15 protein-coding genes are annotated in these 17,416 nt (G+C 62.9%); 12 read left to right on the top strand and 3 right to left on the bottom strand.

What is annotated here, in order from left to right; genetic code table 11:
• Positions 1–39 precede the first annotated feature (39 nt).
• Complete coding sequence (locus tag J2126_RS01405) at positions 40–2,664, top strand: AAA family ATPase (RefSeq protein WP_209483293.1); 2,625 nt, start codon at positions 40–42, stop codon at positions 2,662–2,664.
• A gap of 6 nt (positions 2,665–2,670) precedes the next feature.
• Here the strand turns inward: J2126_RS01405 and J2126_RS01400 are convergent, their stop codons facing one another.
• Both J2126_RS01400 and J2126_RS01395 read right to left on the bottom strand, forming a co-directional pair.
• Positions 2,671–4,437 carry a recombinase family protein gene (locus J2126_RS01400; RefSeq protein WP_209483292.1) on the bottom strand — a complete coding sequence of 589 codons (1,767 nt, stop codon included), beginning with the start codon at positions 4,435–4,437 and terminating at the stop codon, positions 2,671–2,673.
• Between the two features lie 19 nt (positions 4,438–4,456).
• On the bottom strand, positions 4,457–4,684 hold the full coding sequence (locus J2126_RS01395; protein ID WP_245327176.1) for a hypothetical protein: 228 nt from the start codon (positions 4,682–4,684) through the stop codon (positions 4,457–4,459).
• A 252-nt stretch (positions 4,685–4,936) separates the two neighbouring features.
• Between J2126_RS01395 and J2126_RS01390 the strand changes: the two genes are divergently transcribed.
• From J2126_RS01390 to J2126_RS01340, 11 genes are all read left to right on the top strand, one after another.
• Positions 4,937–5,239, top strand: a complete 303-nt coding sequence (locus tag J2126_RS01390) for a hypothetical protein (protein WP_012116544.1) — start codon at positions 4,937–4,939, stop codon at positions 5,237–5,239.
• Positions 5,236–5,679 carry a type II toxin-antitoxin system VapC family toxin gene (locus tag J2126_RS01385; RefSeq protein WP_012116545.1) on the top strand — a complete coding sequence of 148 codons (444 nt, stop codon included), beginning with the start codon at positions 5,236–5,238 and terminating at the stop codon, positions 5,677–5,679. Before J2126_RS01390 ends, J2126_RS01385 begins: the two co-directional genes overlap by 4 nt.
• Complete coding sequence (locus tag J2126_RS01380; protein ID WP_188079547.1) at positions 5,676–7,067, top strand: SIR2 family protein; 1,392 nt, start codon at positions 5,676–5,678, stop codon at positions 7,065–7,067. Before J2126_RS01385 ends, J2126_RS01380 begins: the two co-directional genes overlap by 4 nt.
• Positions 7,068–7,069: 2 nt before the next feature.
• Positions 7,070–9,064, top strand: a complete 1,995-nt coding sequence (locus J2126_RS01375) for an ATP-binding protein (RefSeq protein WP_012116547.1) — start codon at positions 7,070–7,072, stop codon at positions 9,062–9,064.
• Positions 9,065–9,085: 21 nt separating this feature from the next.
• On the top strand, positions 9,086–9,607 hold the full coding sequence (locus J2126_RS01370) for a hypothetical protein (RefSeq protein ID WP_012116548.1): 522 nt from the start codon (positions 9,086–9,088) through the stop codon (positions 9,605–9,607).
• A gap of 187 nt (positions 9,608–9,794) precedes the next feature.
• The gene (locus J2126_RS01365; protein WP_012116549.1) at positions 9,795–10,988 is read left to right on the top strand and encodes a hypothetical protein; all 1,194 of its coding nucleotides are present in this window, start codon (positions 9,795–9,797) and stop codon (positions 10,986–10,988) included.
• A 173-nt stretch (positions 10,989–11,161) separates the two neighbouring features.
• Entirely contained in the window at positions 11,162–13,225 is a 2,064-nt protein-coding gene (locus J2126_RS01360; protein ID WP_012116550.1) for a ParB/RepB/Spo0J family partition protein, read from the top strand.
• A 92-nt stretch (positions 13,226–13,317) separates the two neighbouring features.
• Positions 13,318–14,355 (top strand): DUF7146 domain-containing protein, encoded by a 1,038-nt coding sequence (locus J2126_RS01355; RefSeq protein WP_149577259.1) that lies wholly within the window; start codon positions 13,318–13,320, stop codon positions 14,353–14,355.
• Between the two features lie 339 nt (positions 14,356–14,694).
• Complete coding sequence (locus tag J2126_RS01350; RefSeq protein ID WP_012116552.1) at positions 14,695–15,618, top strand: DUF2493 domain-containing protein; 924 nt, start codon at positions 14,695–14,697, stop codon at positions 15,616–15,618.
• A 385-nt stretch (positions 15,619–16,003) separates the two neighbouring features.
• Entirely contained in the window at positions 16,004–16,171 is a 168-nt protein-coding gene (locus tag J2126_RS01345) for a hypothetical protein (RefSeq protein WP_188079546.1), read from the top strand.
• A gap of 137 nt (positions 16,172–16,308) precedes the next feature.
• On the top strand, positions 16,309–16,737 hold the full coding sequence (locus tag J2126_RS01340; RefSeq protein WP_012116554.1) for a hypothetical protein: 429 nt from the start codon (positions 16,309–16,311) through the stop codon (positions 16,735–16,737).
• A gap of 354 nt (positions 16,738–17,091) precedes the next feature.
• Here J2126_RS01340 and J2126_RS01335 read toward each other — a convergent pair whose 3' ends face one another.
• Positions 17,092–17,301, bottom strand: coding sequence for a hypothetical protein (locus J2126_RS01335; protein ID WP_012116555.1), 210 nt, complete (start codon positions 17,299–17,301; stop codon positions 17,092–17,094).
• Positions 17,302–17,416: the final 115 nt, after the last annotated feature.

Here is a 17,416-nt window from a genome sequence, read left to right as displayed (position 1 = left end):
TAGAAACATCAGATGGCCGAGCCAGGGGGGAACCGAACGATGGAGCAACAGAATACTGACCTCTCGAACGAGGCCGCGGCGCTTGCCGACATACTGAAATGGTCTGTCGATCTGCCCGGCTGGCAGCGCGACGCCTTGCGTCGGTTGTGCAGCCAGACCAAGCTTGAACCTGCCGATATTGCGGCGCTCGTTGCTGTCTGCAAGGGCGGCAATCCCGCAGCTCCGCTGGATGCCAGCCACATCCGCGACCCTGCCGCAAGCCATGCGGTCGTCAGCCTCGGCGCCTTGCATGGATTGTCGAATGTGAACGCGCTCGCGTCAGGCGAGCGGCTGTCCTTCGGCAAAGCCGGTCTTACCGTGATCTATGGTGACAATGGGGCTGGCAAATCCGGATACGCCCGCGTCCTCAAACAGCTTTGCCGGGCACGCTCACCGAAGGGTGATGCCATCCTTCCGAATATCTATGCCGGTTCAGGCGGCGTACCGACTGCCAGTATCGACTTCTTCATCGGCGGTCAGAAGCGAAACGCGACGTGGAATCAGGGCGGAGCGGTCGATCCTATGCTGTCCGCCGTCAGCGTCTTCGACTCCCGGACCGCCAATGTCCATGTCGAAAACACCAACGATCTCGCCTATACGCCCCTTCCTCTCCGCATTCTCGCCGGCCTCGCGCAGGCGTGCCAGGATGTGAAAGCCGAACTTTCGGCCGAAATCCATAAGCTTCAACAGCAGACACCCGTCGTCCTTTCGAAACCCGAATGCAAGCCGGATACGGCGGTCGGCAAGATGATCGCCGAATTGTCCGGAAAGACCAAACCCGAAGCCATTGAGAAGCTGGCGGGACTGAACGCGCAGGAAGACGCTCGGCTTCAAACCCTTATTTCCGACCTCGCCAGCGATCCCGCCCGGACAGTCCGTCAGCTCCAGGCTCAGGAAACCCGTATCAATGCGGTGATCGAACAGATCAGCAAATTGACCGCCGCCGCCTCTGAGCAGAACCGGACCGCGCTCCGCGAGGCTCATGGGCGTCTTGCGACTGCGCGAGCGGCGGCATTGGCCGCATCCATCGATCTTTTCGCTGCGGAACCTCTGCCCGACATTGGTTCGGACATCTGGAGAGCCCTGTGGGAAGCGGCTCGAACCTATTCACGCGAAGCGGCCTATCCCGAAAAGCCTTTTCCCGTGACGGACCCCGATGCCCATTGCGTCCTGTGCCAGCAGCCGCTCAGCGAGGAAGCCGCTAACCGACTGAGCAGCTTCGAAGCCTTCGTCCAGGACGAAAGCAAACGTCGTGAAGAGGAAGCCGCCGCAGCTTATGACGAGCTGCTGGAGCAGTTATCCTCGCATAGCTTTCCCATTAAAGATCTGCCCTCGTTCGTCACTCTGATCCGCGACGATATCGGCCAGGACGAGTTGGCGACGACCCTTCGCCGCCAGATCGTCCAACTGTCCTGGCGACTACGGGCGGTGCTTCGAACCCACGCTGACGAGGTTTTGCATGCATTGCCGCCGGACGTGCCCCCCACACCATTGGGAATACGTGATGTGCTGGACGGGATCGCCAGGCGGATCGAAGGCCTGGAATCGGAGGCAGGCTCTCCCCAACGTGCCGCCCTTCTCATCGAGCGCGACGGCCTGGCCGACCGGAAGTGGCTCGGCGTCGTGCAAGCCGACGTTCTTGCCCAGATGGAGCGCCGCAAGGCCATCGAGGCCCTGGAAAGGGCCAGCAAGGACACGACCACAAACAAGATCACGACCCAGAGCGCCCGGATCGCCCAGGCTCTTGTCACCAATCGCCTGCGCGGCCGCTTCGCGATCGAAGTCGATAAGCTCGGCGTAGCCGGCCTCGCCATCGAGCTTCAACAGGCTAAGACCTCAGCGGGGGTGCCCTTCTTCCAGGTGCGCCTCATCAACAAGCCCAGTGAACCCGTCGGCAAGGTTTTGAGCGAAGGCGAGCATCGCTGCGTGGCGCTCGCCGCCTTCCTCGCCGAGCTGTCGACCATCGACGCGCAGTCGGCCATCGTTTTCGACGATCCCGTGTCCTCTCTTGACCACCTGCACCGTGATCGGGTCGCCGCACGCCTGGCCGAAGCAGGCGAAACGCGACAGGTGATCGTGTTCACACACGACATGGCCTTTCTTCTGCTCCTCGACGAGGCCTGCCGCGCAACCAAGGACCGTGAAGCAACGCCGGTCGCCTATCGGCTCATCAGTCGTGGTGCCGATAATTCCGGCTTCTGCCATCAAGACCCGCCGGCCAGCGTCATGCCGCTCGACAAGGTGATCGACGGCATGAAGGCCCACCTTGCGAATGTAAAAATCCACCACGAGCGCGGCGATCAGGCGAAATGGTTGCGGGAGGTGACATCCTTCCAAGACCAGCTTCGCAATTGTTGGGAGCGTGCAGTGGAAGAAGTGGTCGGACCTGTGATCCGTCGTTTATCGCGCAAGGTCGATACAACCGGCTTAATAAAGCTCACCATTCTGACTGACGCGGACTGCCTCACGATGCGTGAGGCATTTGGTCGTTGCTCCGCACTCCTGCATAGTCAGCCGGGCGAAATTAATCCCCGGCTGCCTTCAGCGGCGGTGATCGAAAGCGAAATTGCTGTGCTAGCGAACTGGATCACTGACATTCGCACCCGCCAGGAGAGGGCCGCATGATGTCCATCAAACCGCTATCTCTAATGAGTGTCGGTATCGGTAGTTGCGTGCCCCCGCAACCATCTCAAATTGCGATACCAAATCGCGCAAATCAGCCGCCCCCACCGGGCGGCTTTTTTGCGTTCGCAAGTTCTGATCAGAGCAGGTCCCCGCAACCATCTCGACTTGCGATCGGCCCGCCCCTCTGGCGGGCCGTTTGCTTTTGAGCGAAATCGCAAGAATTCCAGCCAGATCACCTCGCACGTCGACCCGAAGCTCGCCTCCTGCCGGCGTCAGGATGATCTCCTTCACCAGCGAGCGAATCAGGTCGGCCGCCGTCATCCGCTTTTCCTCCGAATCCTCCTGAAGCGCCGCATACAGCTCATCCACCTGGGCGTGGTAGTGATGCGCCATGTTTGGATGCAGGAGGGGCGGCGGCTCCTGGGCGTCCTGCAGGAACGCTTTTAGCTCCTTCTGGCGAGCCTCCAGCTCCTTCATCTGCTTCATCATCCGGGTGGGGGCGTCGTCGCTGTCGGACGCGAGGATGAGCTTCATCAACTTGTCGAGTTCCCGGTCGATTCGCTTGATCTCGGCCTCGGCCGCATCGATCGACGCTCGGCCTTCCATGCGCAGCCGATTCATCTCGCGGGTGAATTCCTCGCAGAATTCTTTGAACAGCGCTGGGTCCATCAGGTGATGGCGCAGCGCGTTCAGGACGCGCGCCTCGAACTGATCGCGCCGGATGTTCCTGCGATTGTCGCAAGTGCCCTTATTCCGGGCTGTCGAGCAGCCAACCAGGTCAGCCGAGATCATCGAATAGCCACCGCCACAGCAGGCGCACTTGGTCAGGCCCGAGAAAAGGTATTTGGGGCGCCGACGTTCCCGGAAGTGGTTCTCGGTCTCGCCGTTGTCGCTACGGTTCAGTTTGACCGCTTTCTGGCGATCCTTGACCGCCCGCCACAGCTCGTCGTCAAGGATGCGCAACTCGGGCACATCCTGGGTGATCCAGTCCTCCTCCGGGTTTATGCGCGCCTGGCGCTTGCCAGTGTCCGGGTCTTTGATGAAGCGCTGACGGTTCCAGACCAGCTTGCCAACGTACATCTCGTTGTTGAGGATTCCGTTGCCGCGCTTCGGATTGCCGTTGATCGTGCTGAAGCCCCATTCTCCACCGCCCGGCGCGGAGATGCCCTCCTTGTTCAGCTCGAAGGCAATTCGCTTCGCCGACTTTCCGGCCGAATAGTCACGGAAGATGCGGCGGATGACCCCCGCCTGAAACTCGTTGATGGTCCGGTCGCCGCGTATGGGCTCGCCGCCGGCGTCGAACTTCTTCACCACATCATAGCCATAGGCGTTGCCGCCGCCGGACTTGCCCATCTCGACGCGCCCGCGCTGGCCTCGGCGCGTCTTGTCGGCGAGATCCTTGAGGAACAGGGCGTTCATCGTGCCCTTCAGACCGACATGCAGATGCGTGACTTCGCCCTCGGAGAGCGTGACGATCTTCACGTCCGCATAGGCCATGCGCTTGTAGAGGCCGGCAATGTCCTCCTGATCGCGCGAAAGACGATCCATCGCCTCGGCCAGCACGTACTGGAAACGGCCGCGCGCTGCGTCCGAGATCAGGGCTTGGATACCGGGACGAAGAAGGGAGGCGCCGGAAATGGCGTGGTCGGTATATTCCTCGACCACCTGCCAACCCTGCTTCTCGGCATGGAGGCGGCAGATGCGGAGCTGGTCGGCGATGGAGGCGTCGCGCTGATTGTCGGACGAATAGCGGGCGTAGATCGCGACTTTCAAAGCGCACTCTCCTGAGGTGTCAGGAGCGCGTCGTGCTGCGTTCCTTCATCTGCTCTTCGAACACCTCCCGCGCAGCACGACGGGCGAGCAGGCGAGCCAACTCGCTCAGGCGCGGGTCGGGACCGTCGCCGCGGCGCACGAGCGACAGTTCCGGCTCGACGAGCCGAAGCGCGCACCTTTGCTGCTGGCGTTTGTCCTGGTCCATCGTTGCGCCGTTCGATAGCGATTGCAAGTTGATCGGCTTCACGATTGTTGTGAATCGAAGTATAAGCAACGCAAATCAACGGAGAGTATTCGACGGCATTCGGCATATTGTTGCTGGTGCTGGCGCCATCCGGCGTAGAAAAGCGCATCACAGCAGACGGAAAATACCGGCATCGGATGGCGCGGCGATCCGCTCTCTGGCCAAGCCTGTCTGAAACGCGTTTCGCCATCGCGTCCTCACTTGTCTGCACAACAAATCTGGGCTATATATCCAGATATAGCATGGAGGGTGGCCATGGGCAATGCTGCACAGAAGAGAGCGATCCAGAATTACCGCGCCCGTCTGACGCAGCGCGGCTTCACGCGCTTCGAGATCATGGCGCTCGAATCCGATCGCGAGCTGATACGCGCTCTTGCCCGTCGTCTGGCTGAGGAAGGGCCGGAAGCGGAGCAGGTTCGCGCGGCCGTGAAGACAGTCGTCGCTGGCGAACCACCCAAGCCCGGCGGCATCCTCACCGCTTTACGCCGCTCGCCGCTGGTGGGCGCGGAGCTTGATCTTTCCCGCCCGCGTGAAGAGGGGCGTAAGGTCGATCTGTGACGCGCTATCTCCTCGATACCAACATCATCAGCAATATCGTCAAGCCGCAGCCGTCGGCGTCGTTGCTGGCTTGGATGGCAACACAGCGCGACGAGGACCTGTTTATTGCGTCATTGACCGTCGCTGAAATTCGACGTGGCATTCTGGAAAAGCCCCGCGGCAAGAAACGCGATGCGCTCGACGCCTGGTTTGTCGGGCCGGAGGGGCCGCAGGCCCTGTTCACGGGCCGCATTTTATCCTTCGACGCCAAGGCCGGCCTGATCTGGGCGCGGCTGATGGCGGAGGGCAAGGTGGCGGGTCGTCCCCGTAGCGGACTCGACATGATCATCGCCGCCGTCGCCGGTGCGAATGAATGCGTCGTGGTGACTGACAACGAGAAGGACTTCGCCGGGCTCCAGATCATCAATCCGTTGCGTGGCGGCCTGGAGGGGGAAAAATGAAGATGGCGCCGCCGCCTGTACCCATCGAGTACCAGCTCATCGGTCTGACCGAAGACGGCAATGCTGGAGATCTCCTGCTTGGGCTTGACCAGAAACAGGGGCGAGTTCGCCTCCAAGCTCTGATCTCCGAATGGCTACGCATGGAAAACCTCGTGGTTTTGACGGGTTCCGGTACGTCGGTTTCAGCCGGCGGGAAGACCATGGCGAATCTTGAAACCGCTGTCTTCGAAACGATCGAGGCCCTCCCGGATGTGCCTGCCTCAATCGGCCCCATCATCAAGGCGCGGAGGGACGCCGTCTGGCTGGCTAATTTTATCGATGAACCGACGCTAGGTTTCGAAGCTTGGCTATCCTTCGTCGCCAACGCCTTGGTCATTGGCCAGTCGAAAGACGCACCATTCTCCGGTGTCACCTGGCCGAGCACACCCGCACCAAGCTTTGACGATCTCCAGTGGTTCGTAAACCATCTGCGCATGTCGATTTTCGCAGAATGCGCGCTGTCCTTGCCCGATAAGGCCATGGCGAAGTCGATAAGAGAGACCCCGCCGCAGCTCGCATTTCTCTCCAAGCTCGTCGCCCGAGATAGCAATCTCGGGCGAACTCATCTTTTCACGTTGAACTACGACACCCTGTTCGAGCAGGCGCTGGAGTTGCTCGGCATCCAGTATTTCGATGGGTTCACCGGCCGCGCCGCAGCGCGGTTCGATCCCTCCGTCTACGGCCTTGACGTCTATTATCCGGGGGAAGTCGCCGAAGGCCGAGTCCGGCGCTTCGACAAGTTCCTGCATTTTTACAAGCTGCATGGGTCAATTCACTGGTTCGAGCAAGATGGCGAGATGCGGGCGCGGCACCCCGACCTCGCGCCGTTCCGAGCCTATGTGGACTTGAAGCCGGAGGAGAAGGCAGCCGCACTCGTTGATCTTGCCGAGGGAACCGCATCGATCGGTATTCTGCCGACCGCGAATAAGTTCACGCAGACGCTGACGATGCCGTATGCGCATCTCTTCCGATCATTCCAAGTGCGCCTCGGCATCCCTCAGACGTTCCTGCTCGTCCTCGGCTACGGCTTCGGCGACGATCATGTCAGCCGAATCATCGAGAGTGCCTTGATCAACCCGTCGCTGGTTATGCTGGTGGTGGAGCCCAATCCGGAGAGCCCGGTCGTCGAGCGCATCCGGCGGTACAAGGACCTTGGCAAGCGCGCTTTCGTGTTGTGCCCGACCGACGCAGCCTTTGCGGCTGCCACGTTCAAGCACGCGACCTTTGATGATTTTGCGCGGTCAGCGATGCCCGACGTCCAATGGCTCGACGATTTCTTGCGTCTGCGTCGTTTTGAAAAGCAGATCGCCTCGTCTGCAATGCCCGCCGAACCCGATACGGGGGCTTGACCATGGATAATCCTAGACTTGTCGGCCACATCGTCGCTGTTCAGGGGTTTCGGGTGAAAGTCGAGCTTTTGCCCGAAACCCGCTCGGCGCTTCGCGCGACCCTTGACGGCGTCCAGGTCGCGATCGCCATCAACGCCTACCTGACATTTTCATTGGGGGCGGGCGAAACCGTCATCGGCATCATTACCGACCTCGAGGCGCGCGAGAGCTTCGACCCTGCAAGTGGCGACGACCTCAGCCTTGAGTTGATGAAGTCTCGCCGGATCGCCAGCGTGCAGTTGCTGGGCACGATCGAGAACATTGATGACGACGCCTCCTTCAGCCCGGGCATATCCGTTCTGCCAACCCTCGATACCCCTGCTGAGATCGGATCGCCGGCCGTGCTGCGCGCTGTGTTCGAGCTTCCGCCGCGGCGCAATAGGCCAGAAGGCTATGATGACAAGGACTTCGACTACGACCTGAAAATCGGGTTTCCAACGGGCCAGACGCGCAATGTCGTGCGCGCCTCCTACAACGATCTGTTTTCGCGCCCTCTGGCGATCGTCGGCAACACCGGCTCGGGCAAGTCCTTTTCCGTTTCCAGCCTGATCCAGAAGGCGATGAAGGCGCTCGATGGTGCCGCCGAGGAGCCGCATGTCTTTATCCTCGACATTAATGGCGAGTATGAAAAGGCATTCCCAACAGGCAAGACCGTCACACGATTGCCCGATCGCATCTACCTCAACGGTGAAGAATTCGGCCTTCCACTCTGGTTTCTCAATGCTGAAGAGATCTGCGCTTGGTTGAGCGCTGCCGAACAAACGCAGGAGCCGGTCCTGAAGGATTGGTGGGCGATCGCGAAGGGCGGGAATGCTGATGAGGTTTCGAATCTTAATACATTCCAGAGTGCTTTAAGCTCAATCGAAAAGCTGCTTTCCGATCTCCAAAAGATACAACGGAAGTCGGCTGGTTCATATTGCGATCTGATTGTAGGCTATCTGGCGAATTCCGACATCGATACAGCCTCATTTGAAACTCTGTTCGCATCGCACAAAGCGATCACCGGTTTCAATCAAGAGGTCCTCGCGAATGCTGCTCAGATCGAAGCCGAGGCTCGAAAGCTCCAGGATGAAATCCGCGCAAAGATCATCGGCGGCAGCCATGTCGCCGAGACTGCCGTTCGGACAGCCGATTCACCGTTGCGCATCTCCCGTTCGACGTTGACAGATCCATCCCTGATCAATCGAGCGGTGTCCAAGGAAGATACCATAAGGGTCGATGCACACCTCACGACGTTGAAACTGAGGTTGAAGACGCGCCTCGACGATAAACGCTGGCATTCGTTTCTCAATTATGAGAACGCCGAAACTAGCATCCCGGATCTGGCATCGTGGTTTTCCCGTTTTGGTCTCGGAAATGCGGGCGGGCCTAAGGTGTCGGTGCTCGACTTATCCATGTTGGGAAACGAGATTCTCCCTTATGCTTGCGCCGTCATCGGGCGCGTACTCCTCGAGGCAAGGGAGCGATTGCCGGCGGCATCACGCTATAAGCATCCTTGGGTGCTCGTCCTGGAGGAGGCGCACAACTACGCGCGGCCGGCGCGATCGGACGAAGACCGCGGCCATCGCCTCGCACGTCTCGCCTATGAGCGTATCGCCAAGGAGGGACGGAAGTTTGGCCTCTCACTGATCATCGCCAGCCAGCGACCGAGCGAGATCAGCCAGACAATTATCAGCCAGTGTGCCAACTTCATCAGCCATCGTCTGCAGAACCCGGACGACATCGACCATTTCCGACGCATCATCCCGATGCAGGCGCGGCGTTTGCTCGATCAGGTGACGATTTTGTCGTCGGGCGAGGCGATCGTTTTCGGAAGCGCGTTCCATATCCCGGCGCGGGTTCAGTTCGATCGACCGGAGCCTGGCCCCTATAGCCAGACGGCAGCGCCGTACCACGAATGGTCGAAGGAAAGAGCTCCGTTTCCTCTGCGCCAAATCATTGACGCTTGGGGCGCATAGCTCAGAGGAGCCATCTGCCCCATGTCTCTCAAGCCATTCGACTCCCTTCTCGAGCCCGATCCCCGGTTCGCTGACCTCTATGTTATTGAGCAAGATGTCGCGCGTCGAATGACGCTTCGAGACCATCATGCCGGAATAGTTGATGTCGGCTTGAAGGGTGCGGCACCCGTAGAGGTTCAAAAGGCCTTCGACAGAGCGCGTAGCATCATGCTTTACGCCTTTTTTGACTACGATCTCTTCGTGGTGGGAGAAATCCAAGCATTCGGAGCTTTCGAGCTAGCGCTCAAATTTCGTTTGAGTGGGCATGGTGGAGACGCACGCGGCACGCTGCGCAATCTGGTCGATCGAGCACGCAAAACGGGCGCGTTGCCGCCAATGGTCGAGGGCAGCATGCTGATGGCCGATCCTGTCGAGGCGCTTATCGCATTACGTAATGGTCTGTCCCACGGCAGCGCTGAAATTCATTCCCCCGGCATGGCGCTGAAGATCCTGGCGGCTTGCGCCGACTGGATCTATCTCCTGTTCCCGAGCCGGCCTGAATGAATCCGGCTCTTCTGATGTGACGCTGCTAGGGGAAAGCCTTCCCCTGCGGCCGAGCCAGGTCTCGGCCGACCCCATCGAGCGGGGAGCCCCCGCAACGCCCCTCAAGAGTCAGAGGGTGGACCGGTTTTCCGTGACGGGTTGACTGCCGGGAGAGAGGCTGCCGGCGCCCGTCATGGAGAACGATCCCATGAACGAACAGGTTCTGGACGCCCGCGGTGATCCGAGCGGCGGGTATAAGGTGGATGTCAATCGCGGCGAGCGCGTCGGCCGCGTGTCGTCGGAGTGGTTCTCCCGGCCGGCGGACGAACGCTATCTGTCCCTGTCGGAGCTGTATGGCGCGGTGCGCGGCCGGTCCGACCGGAGCCGGACCCGGACGGTGGAGAGCGCGGCTATCCGCGTCAAAGCGAGCCGAGAGGCGCCGGACCGGCTGACGCTCGCGCTGCCGGGGACGGAGGCTCCTGTTGCGCCGACCCACTGGAGCTTCGGCCAGCTTGCAAGCCTCATCGGCGCGCCGGCGGCCTACCTGCGGCAACTCCCGGCTCCGCTCGCCGGCATCAATCTGCAGCACGGCCTGCTGACGCACCGCGCTGAGCAGGTGAAGACGCTGGAGGTGGAGGACGGCCGCGTCGAGCTACGGGCCGTGACCGGTCCCGACTACGGCCGCATCTACGACCACGAGCTGGTGGATGCCGTGCGCCGCATCGCCGGCAATGGCACCGGCGACACCCGCTGGAAGGTGCCGGGTGTGCTCGACTGGTCGACAGGCATCTACAATCCCCGCGTCGACATCACCAAGGACACCACCACGCTCTACGCCTCGGATCGGGACGTCTTCCTGTTCCTGGTGGATGATCTCAATCCCATCGAGGCTGGCCGGCTGCCGGACGGCTCTCCGGACCTGTTTTTTCGGGGCTTCTATTGCTGGAACTCGGAGGTGGGCGCCAAGACGCTGGGGATCGCCAGCTTCTACCTGCGGGCCGTCTGCCAGAACCGCAACCTGTGGGGCGTCGAGGATTTCGAGGAGATCACCATCCGGCACTCCAAGTATGCCGCATCTCGGTTCGCCCATCAGGCGGCGCCGGCTTTGGAGCGCTTTGCTAACTCCTCCCCCATGCCCTTCGTCAACGGCATCAAGGCGGCACGCGAGCGCATCGTGGCGCGCACCGACGAGGACCGCACCGAGTTCCTGCGCCGCAAGGGCTTCTCCAAGGCGGAGACGCAGAAGGTGATCGAGACCGTGCTGGCCGAAGAAGGTCGCAAGCCGGAGAGCATCTTCGACTTCGTGCAGGGCATCACGGCCGTGGCCCGGGACAAGCCCCACCAGGATGCCCGCCTCGATCTGGAGGCGCGGGCGAAGAAACTCCTCGACCGCGCCGTCTGAGATCCGCGAAGCCGGAGATGCGGAATGTCGTGTCTCCGGCTTCGTGTTGTTCCGGATTTCCGGATCATCGGTTCTGCGGCGCTGCCCTCAGAGGAAGAGGGCGGCGCCGTCCTTCGTGACGGGTTGGAGGCCAGAGAGAGGTTCTCTGGCCGCCCGTCGCGGAGAAATATCCCATGGCCACGGCCGTTCAGAAGATCACCCTTTCGTCCTCCCGCGACATCCCTTTCAACAAGCTGGTGCTGAGTCAGGCCAACGTCCGCCGGGTGAAGGCGGGCGTCTCCATCGAGGAACTCGCCGAGGACATCGCCCGGCGCGGCCTGCTCCAGGGCCTCAATGTCCGAGCCGTGGTCGATCCCGACGGCGTCGAGACCGGCATGTATGAGATCCCGGCCGGCGGGCGGCGCTATCGGGCGCTGGAGCTGCTGGTGAAGCGCAAGCGCCTCGCCAGGACGGCCCCGGTGCCATGCATTGTCCGTGAGGGCGGCATCGCCGAGGAGGATTCCCTCGCCGAGAATGTCCAGCGCGCGCCGCTCCATCCCCTCGACCAGTTCCGTGCCTTTCTCGCTCTGCGGGAGAAGGGCCAGTCCGAGGAGGAGATCGCCGCCGCCTTCTTCGTCTCGGTCGCGGTGGTGAAGCAGCGGCTGAAGCTCGCCTCGCTCTCTCCGACGCTCCTCGACACCTATGCCGAGGATGGCCTCACCCTCGACCAGCTCATGGCCTTCACCGTATCGGGCGACCATGAACGGCAGGAGCAGGTGCTGGAGCGTCTCGCCCAAGCTTACGACAAGCAGCCCTATGTCATCCGGCGCATGCTGACGGAGGGCGCGGTGCGGGCATCCGACAAGCGGGCCCGCTTCATCGGCATCGAGGCCTACGAGATGGCCGGCGGCACGGTGCTGCGCGACCTGTTCCAGGGCGATGACGGTGGCTGGCTGCAGGATGTGCCCCTCGTCGACCGGATGGTGGCCGAGAAGCTCGTCGCCGAGGCCGACGTGATCCGGAGCGAGGGTTGGAAGTGGATCGAGGTCGCGCCGGACTTCGCCTATGGCCACACCTATGGCCTACGCCAATTGCGGGGCGAGCCCATGCATTTGACCGAAGCGGAGGAGGCTGCGCGGGAGGCAGCCCAGGGGGAATACGATCGTCTGTCCGAAGAACATGCCGATGTCGACGAGCTTCCCGAAGAGGTCGACGCGCGGCTCGGGGCACTCGAGGCGATGCTGGAGGCCTTCGAAGCGCGTCCTCTCGCGTTCGATCCGGCGGAGGTCGCCCGGGCCGGCGCCTTCGTCAGCATCGCACAGGATGGAAAGCTCCGGGTGGAACGGGGTTTCGTCCGCCCGGAGGACGAGGTGCCGGTCGAGGAGGACCATGACCCTTCCATCGAGACCGACGGTGCCAACCTCGTGGCCTCATCCCCTCGGCAGGAGGCGGCAGCAGGCGATGCTCCTGGCGAGCCCGAGGAGGAGGACGGCCTCACCCCCATCTCCGACCGGCTGCTCACGGAGCTGACCACCCACCGCACCCTCGGCCTGCGCCATTCGCTGGGCGAGCAGCCTGACGTCGCCTTCCTTGCCGCGGTCCATGCCCTGACGCTGAAAGCTTTCTACGCCTATGGCTCGGACAGCTGCCTTGAGCTCGATCTCAAGAGCGTCTCGTTCAATGCCCAGGCGCCGGGCCTCAATGACAGCGTCTCCGCCGAGTCCATTCGTGTCCGGCATGAGAGCTGGGCCAAGGCTCTGCCGAAGGAGCCGGGCACGCTCTGGGACACCTTGAGCGGGTGGGACCACGACAGCCGGGCCGCACTGTTCGCCCATGTGGTGAGCCTCTCGGTCAATGCGGTGCATGAGGCCTGGAACCGCCGTCCCCGCGCCTTCGCCCATGCCGATAGGCTGGCGCAGGCGGTGTCGCTCGACATGGCAGCCGTCGGATGGAAGCCCACGGTGGACACCTTCCTCGGCAGGGTCACCAAGGCCCGCATCCTGCAGGCGGTGACCGAGGCCAAGGGGGAGCGCCCGGCCGAGCGGATCGCCCACCTCAAGAAGGGCGACATGGCCCGGGAGGCCGAGACCCTCCTCGCCGACAGCGGCTGGCTCCCGGAGGCGCTGCGGACCCAGCCCTTGGACACCGTCGGCGAGGAAACGGCGGAGACCGACGGCGAAACGGCCATGGCCGACAGCGAAGACCTCGCCGACACTGAGGAGCCCGAAGCGATCTCCTCCTCGATCGCTGCCGAATAATCCTCCCCGGGCAACCTGGCCCGCCGTCTGTGGCTCCGCGATCCCCCCTATCGCGTGGCCCGGACGGCGGGCCATTTTCTTGGAGCGTCCCCATGACGGATGTGACCCATGATCTGGCCCGGCAGTTGGGGCGGCAGGCGGAGGCAGTCTGCCGCCATTATCTCTCCGCGGGCCGACGGCAGGGGCACTATTGGCAGGTCGGCGATGTTCGCAACTCTCCCGGCCGCTCCATGTTCGTGCGGCTGACGGACACCGCGAAGGGCCCAGCCGGAAAATGGACCGACGCTGCCACGGGCGAGCACGGCGACCTCCTCGACGTGATCCGCGAAAGCCGGGGCCTGCTCAACTTCACCGATGTGGTCGCAGAGGCTCAAGCATTTCTGCGCCTTCCACCAATCTCACCAGACGCGGAAGCTCCTCATGGCGGAAAGCAATGTTCCTCACGTGATCCGGTCATCTCGGCACGACGGCTGTTCGCCGCTGCAGAGCCGATTTCGGGCACAATCGTAGAGGCGTATCTGCGGACCCGCGGCATCTCGGCTTTGCACGAAACCGGAAGCTTGCGCTTTCATCCTCGCTGCTTCTATCGCCCGGCTGCGCACGGGCCCATTCAACCCCTGCCGGCCATGATCGCTGCCGTCACCGACCTCAGGGGACGGATCATGGGCATCCACCGGACGTGGCTCGCTCCGGACGGATCGGACAAGGCGGCAATCGCCACGCCCCGGCGGGCCATAGGTCACCTGCTGGAGCATGCCGTTCGCTTCGGCCGAGTTGATGACGTGATGGCTGCCGGAGAGGGCATCGAGACGATCCTTTCCCTCCGCGGCGTGTTGCCAAGCCTCCCGACGGCAGCGGCGCTCTCGGCCGCCCACCTTTCCGCCATCGCCTTTCCACCCGGGCTACGGCGGCTCTACATCGCCCGCGACACCGATCCGGCCGGCAACAGGGCACGGGACAGCCTCATTGCACGAGCGAACTCCACCGGGATCGAGGCCATCGTGCTCTCGCCGACGCTTGGCGACTTCAACGAAGATCTGCGCGCCTTTGGCGTTGACGCCTTGCGGGCGCAACTCCGATGTCAGCTTGCTCCCGAGGACGTCGCCCGCTTGTCCGTGACGAGCCCATGATCTGGAGTGGCTGCGAGCGGGAATGCTCTTCCGCCACGCTCTGATACCCACCGCCGACAGAGAACCCGCAGCCAGGCCTTCCAGAGGGCGATCGGCCGGCAGTCGTCCCGGACCGGCAATGGCTCCGGCCGGTGATTTTCCGTCGCCGGTGTTTCCCCACGACGCAGGCGTCGCAGGGCCCCGACACGCGGCGTTCCATCGCGAAGCAAAATCCCCGGCCTTCGCCATCCTCCGCTCACGCTCCGGCCCCGCGCTTCCCGCGGGGTGCAGGTCCGTCCCGCCCGCCGGCTTCGTCGCCATGAAGGCCGCAAGGCTGCGGTCCAACCGACGGAGCCTCCCATGAGCACCGAGCACGACGGACCCCGCCACGCTTCCTCTCCCACCGATCACCTGCTGCAGGAACTTCAGCTCTATGGCTACCGTCCCTCGGACGACGAAACGGATCCGCGGCCGCTTCCCGATGCCGACCGCATCACCGGCGCAATTGCCGACATCTTCGATGCCCTCATCGCGACGCTGCAAGACACTCGCCTCGAGCCGGACCTTCCCGATCTCCTGTGGTCGACCGTCCATCTCTTCCACCGTGCCGCCGGCCGTATCTCGGGCACCCTTGACGACAACGAGCAAGGCCAGCGCCGCAGCCAGCAGGAACAGGACGGCAGCGAGGTGCGCTCGGCGGAGCTGGAGCGACTCATCGCCGAGGGCCAGAGCCTCATGGAACGCCGCAACACCTTCGAGCTGATGCGCGACGAGGCTGCCGATGCCTTCGAACGGCACACCGGCTCAGCCTGGCGCCCGCGCTCCGGATCCCTGGTGAACCATCGGCACCTCACCGCAGCCCTCATCGACAGCCGCGATTTCCTCGCCGCCCGCAGGCGGGCTGAGACCGAGGTGATGATGCCCACAGGTCCGAAGATCGCCTTTTCCGGCGGCGACACGATGGACCACACGCACATCTGGGCGAAGCTCGATCAGGTCCGCGCGAAGCACCCTGACATGGTGCTGCTGCACGGTGGCTCGCCCAAGGGTGCCGAGAGGATCGCCGCCTGCTGGGCCGATGCCCGTAAGGTGCCGCAGGTCGCGTTCAAGCCCGACTGGACACGGCACGCCAAGGCCGCCCCCTTCAAGCGCAACGACCAGATGCTCTCGGTCATGCCCATCGGGGTCATTATCTTCCCCGGCACGGGCATCCAGGACAACCTCGCCGACAAGGCCCGCAAGCTCGGCATCCCGGTCTATCGGTTCGGGTCAGGCGGCGCATGAGCGCTGCCCCCTTCTCGACCATCGGAATCGAATTTCACGAGCCCTGAACGTTTCTCATGAAAGTGCTGGCTCCATTATCGATTTTCACCGGACTGACGAGCAGGACCTGTACTCATCAGACGTGTAGCTGAACAAAGCCTCCAGAGTCAGCTTATGCAGGGAGACGGCCGCACCTGCCGATCTTCGAGCGACCATCCACCCCCGCTTTTTTTGCGCTGATCCTTGGTCCGGCCGAGGGCCTGACGCCATCAACCCGCAAGGGGTCGGCTACGCACCGCGTGCCGCCGCTCCGCTTCGCCGTCGCGGTGATTGCGGCCATCGGCCGGACCAATCGGGCGCCTGTCAGCGGGGGATGGTCCTCCGCTTCGAGCAGGAGCCGGACCCCATGTCCTCTACCGATGCGCAGGCCTTCGCCCTCAGCCTTGCCAAGACCCTGATGGTCGTCATCGTGATCTTTCGCGCCGGCGACGGCAGCCTCTCGGTCGTGCCGGCCGACGAATTCGACGGCGATGCCTCCCAGATCGTCTGGGAGATTGATCCCTTCGCCAGATAGCGGAGGGAGCGCGGAAGTCCCGAGCATCCCCATTGCAGGGATTCCGGCGGCTTTTTCCCTTGCTATGCTGGTGATCGCGCCGCGGTGGTGGTGGTGGAAGGCGCAACCGTCAGAGCTTTCCTTATGGAGATACCACCATGATTTTCCTCGGCATCCTGCTTGGTCTCGCCGCCATCGCGTTATTCTGCTGGCTGCTGTTTACGCTCGCGGTCTTCGCGCTGCCGTTCTTCGCCGCTGTCAGCGCCGGCACTTGGGCACACCAAACCGGCGCGGGCTGGCTCGGTGCGATCGTCGTTGGCCTGATCGCCGGGGGCATCACGCTCGGCATCGGCCAGGTTCTGTTCGCGGTCGTTCGTCCGATGTGGGCGCGGCTCCTCTTTGCGCTCGCCTTCGTCATCCCGGCCGTCATCGTCGGCTATCACGCCACGCATGGCATCGCGAAGCTCGCCATGCCGTCCGAGACGTGGCAGATCGTCTTCTCGATCATCGGCGCTATTGCCATCGGCGTCACGACGCTGTTGCGGGTCGCGGCCAGCGCGTCCAGTTGGGACCTTGCGCAGATCTGAGCACGCTCCATGTCATTCGGCAGGGCCGGAGCCGAAAGAGCCTTGCCATCCATGCTGTCCGAGGATGCGGATCGGTGGCGCCGTCCGGATTGTGGCAGAGGCCCAAGCGGCGGTCGATCGCGATTACTTGAGACGAGACGACGCCACGTGGTCGGTCGCGGACCAGCGCATGATGGGAGCTATCTTATCTGGTCCTACCCGTCGCGGCGGAAGTGCACGGAGCCGGCCCGGAACGGGGGACGTGAAGCCGAAGAGGATCGGGCCGGTCTTCTGTGAGGTTGCGGAGGCCGCCATCATCCCCGTTCGGCATCCGTCCGTCGACGCGCCAAGTCGAACAGAGCCATTATTCATGGCTCACCCGATACCGCCCGCAAGCCCATAGAGCAGTCCGAGCACTGAACAGCCTGCCAAAATCGTCATCACGCCGAGGTGGAAGCGGAACACGGCGTTGAGCGCGGCAAGGGTGAGGATCAGGGACGCTGGCCGGATCGACGCCAACATCGGCACCTCCAGGCCCAGTCCCAGCGTGTTCAGCGTGATGATCTCGCCGAACAGCACGTGCAACAGGTGACCTCGTCGGCGCCCGCGTTGATCCTGCTCAAGGCGGTCCTTTCATGCGCACCTATGATGAGGCATAGTTCGCCGGTGAGGCGATGAGGCATATGATCAGGCTCAGGTC

The sequence above is a fragment of the Xanthobacter flavus genome (assembly GCF_017875275.1).
In the GTDB taxonomy this organism is placed as follows: domain Bacteria; phylum Pseudomonadota; class Alphaproteobacteria; order Rhizobiales; family Xanthobacteraceae; genus Xanthobacter; species Xanthobacter flavus_A.
Note: the sequence above shows the minus strand (reverse complement) of the source record. Positions and strands in the feature narration are given on the sequence as shown.

Coding starts and splice junctions, on each gene's coding strand:
- J2126_RS01345 (WP_188079546.1), top strand. CDS start 16,004: ATGTCCTCTACCGATGCGCAGGCCTTCGCCCTCAGCCTTGCCAAGACC.
- J2126_RS01340 (WP_012116554.1), top strand. CDS start 16,309: ATGATTTTCCTCGGCATCCTGCTTGGTCTCGCCGCCATCGCGTTATTC.
- J2126_RS01360 (WP_012116550.1), top strand. CDS start 11,162: ATGGCCACGGCCGTTCAGAAGATCACCCTTTCGTCCTCCCGCGACATC.
- J2126_RS01355 (WP_149577259.1), top strand. CDS start 13,318: ATGACGGATGTGACCCATGATCTGGCCCGGCAGTTGGGGCGGCAGGCG.
- J2126_RS01405 (WP_209483293.1), top strand. CDS start 40: ATGGAGCAACAGAATACTGACCTCTCGAACGAGGCCGCGGCGCTTGCC.
- J2126_RS01375 (WP_012116547.1), top strand. CDS start 7,070: ATGGATAATCCTAGACTTGTCGGCCACATCGTCGCTGTTCAGGGGTTT.
- J2126_RS01370 (WP_012116548.1), top strand. CDS start 9,086: ATGTCTCTCAAGCCATTCGACTCCCTTCTCGAGCCCGATCCCCGGTTC.
- J2126_RS01365 (WP_012116549.1), top strand. CDS start 9,795: ATGAACGAACAGGTTCTGGACGCCCGCGGTGATCCGAGCGGCGGGTAT.
- J2126_RS01350 (WP_012116552.1), top strand. CDS start 14,695: ATGAGCACCGAGCACGACGGACCCCGCCACGCTTCCTCTCCCACCGAT.
- J2126_RS01380 (WP_188079547.1), top strand. CDS start 5,676: ATGAAGATGGCGCCGCCGCCTGTACCCATCGAGTACCAGCTCATCGGT.
- J2126_RS01390 (WP_012116544.1), top strand. CDS start 4,937: ATGGGCAATGCTGCACAGAAGAGAGCGATCCAGAATTACCGCGCCCGT.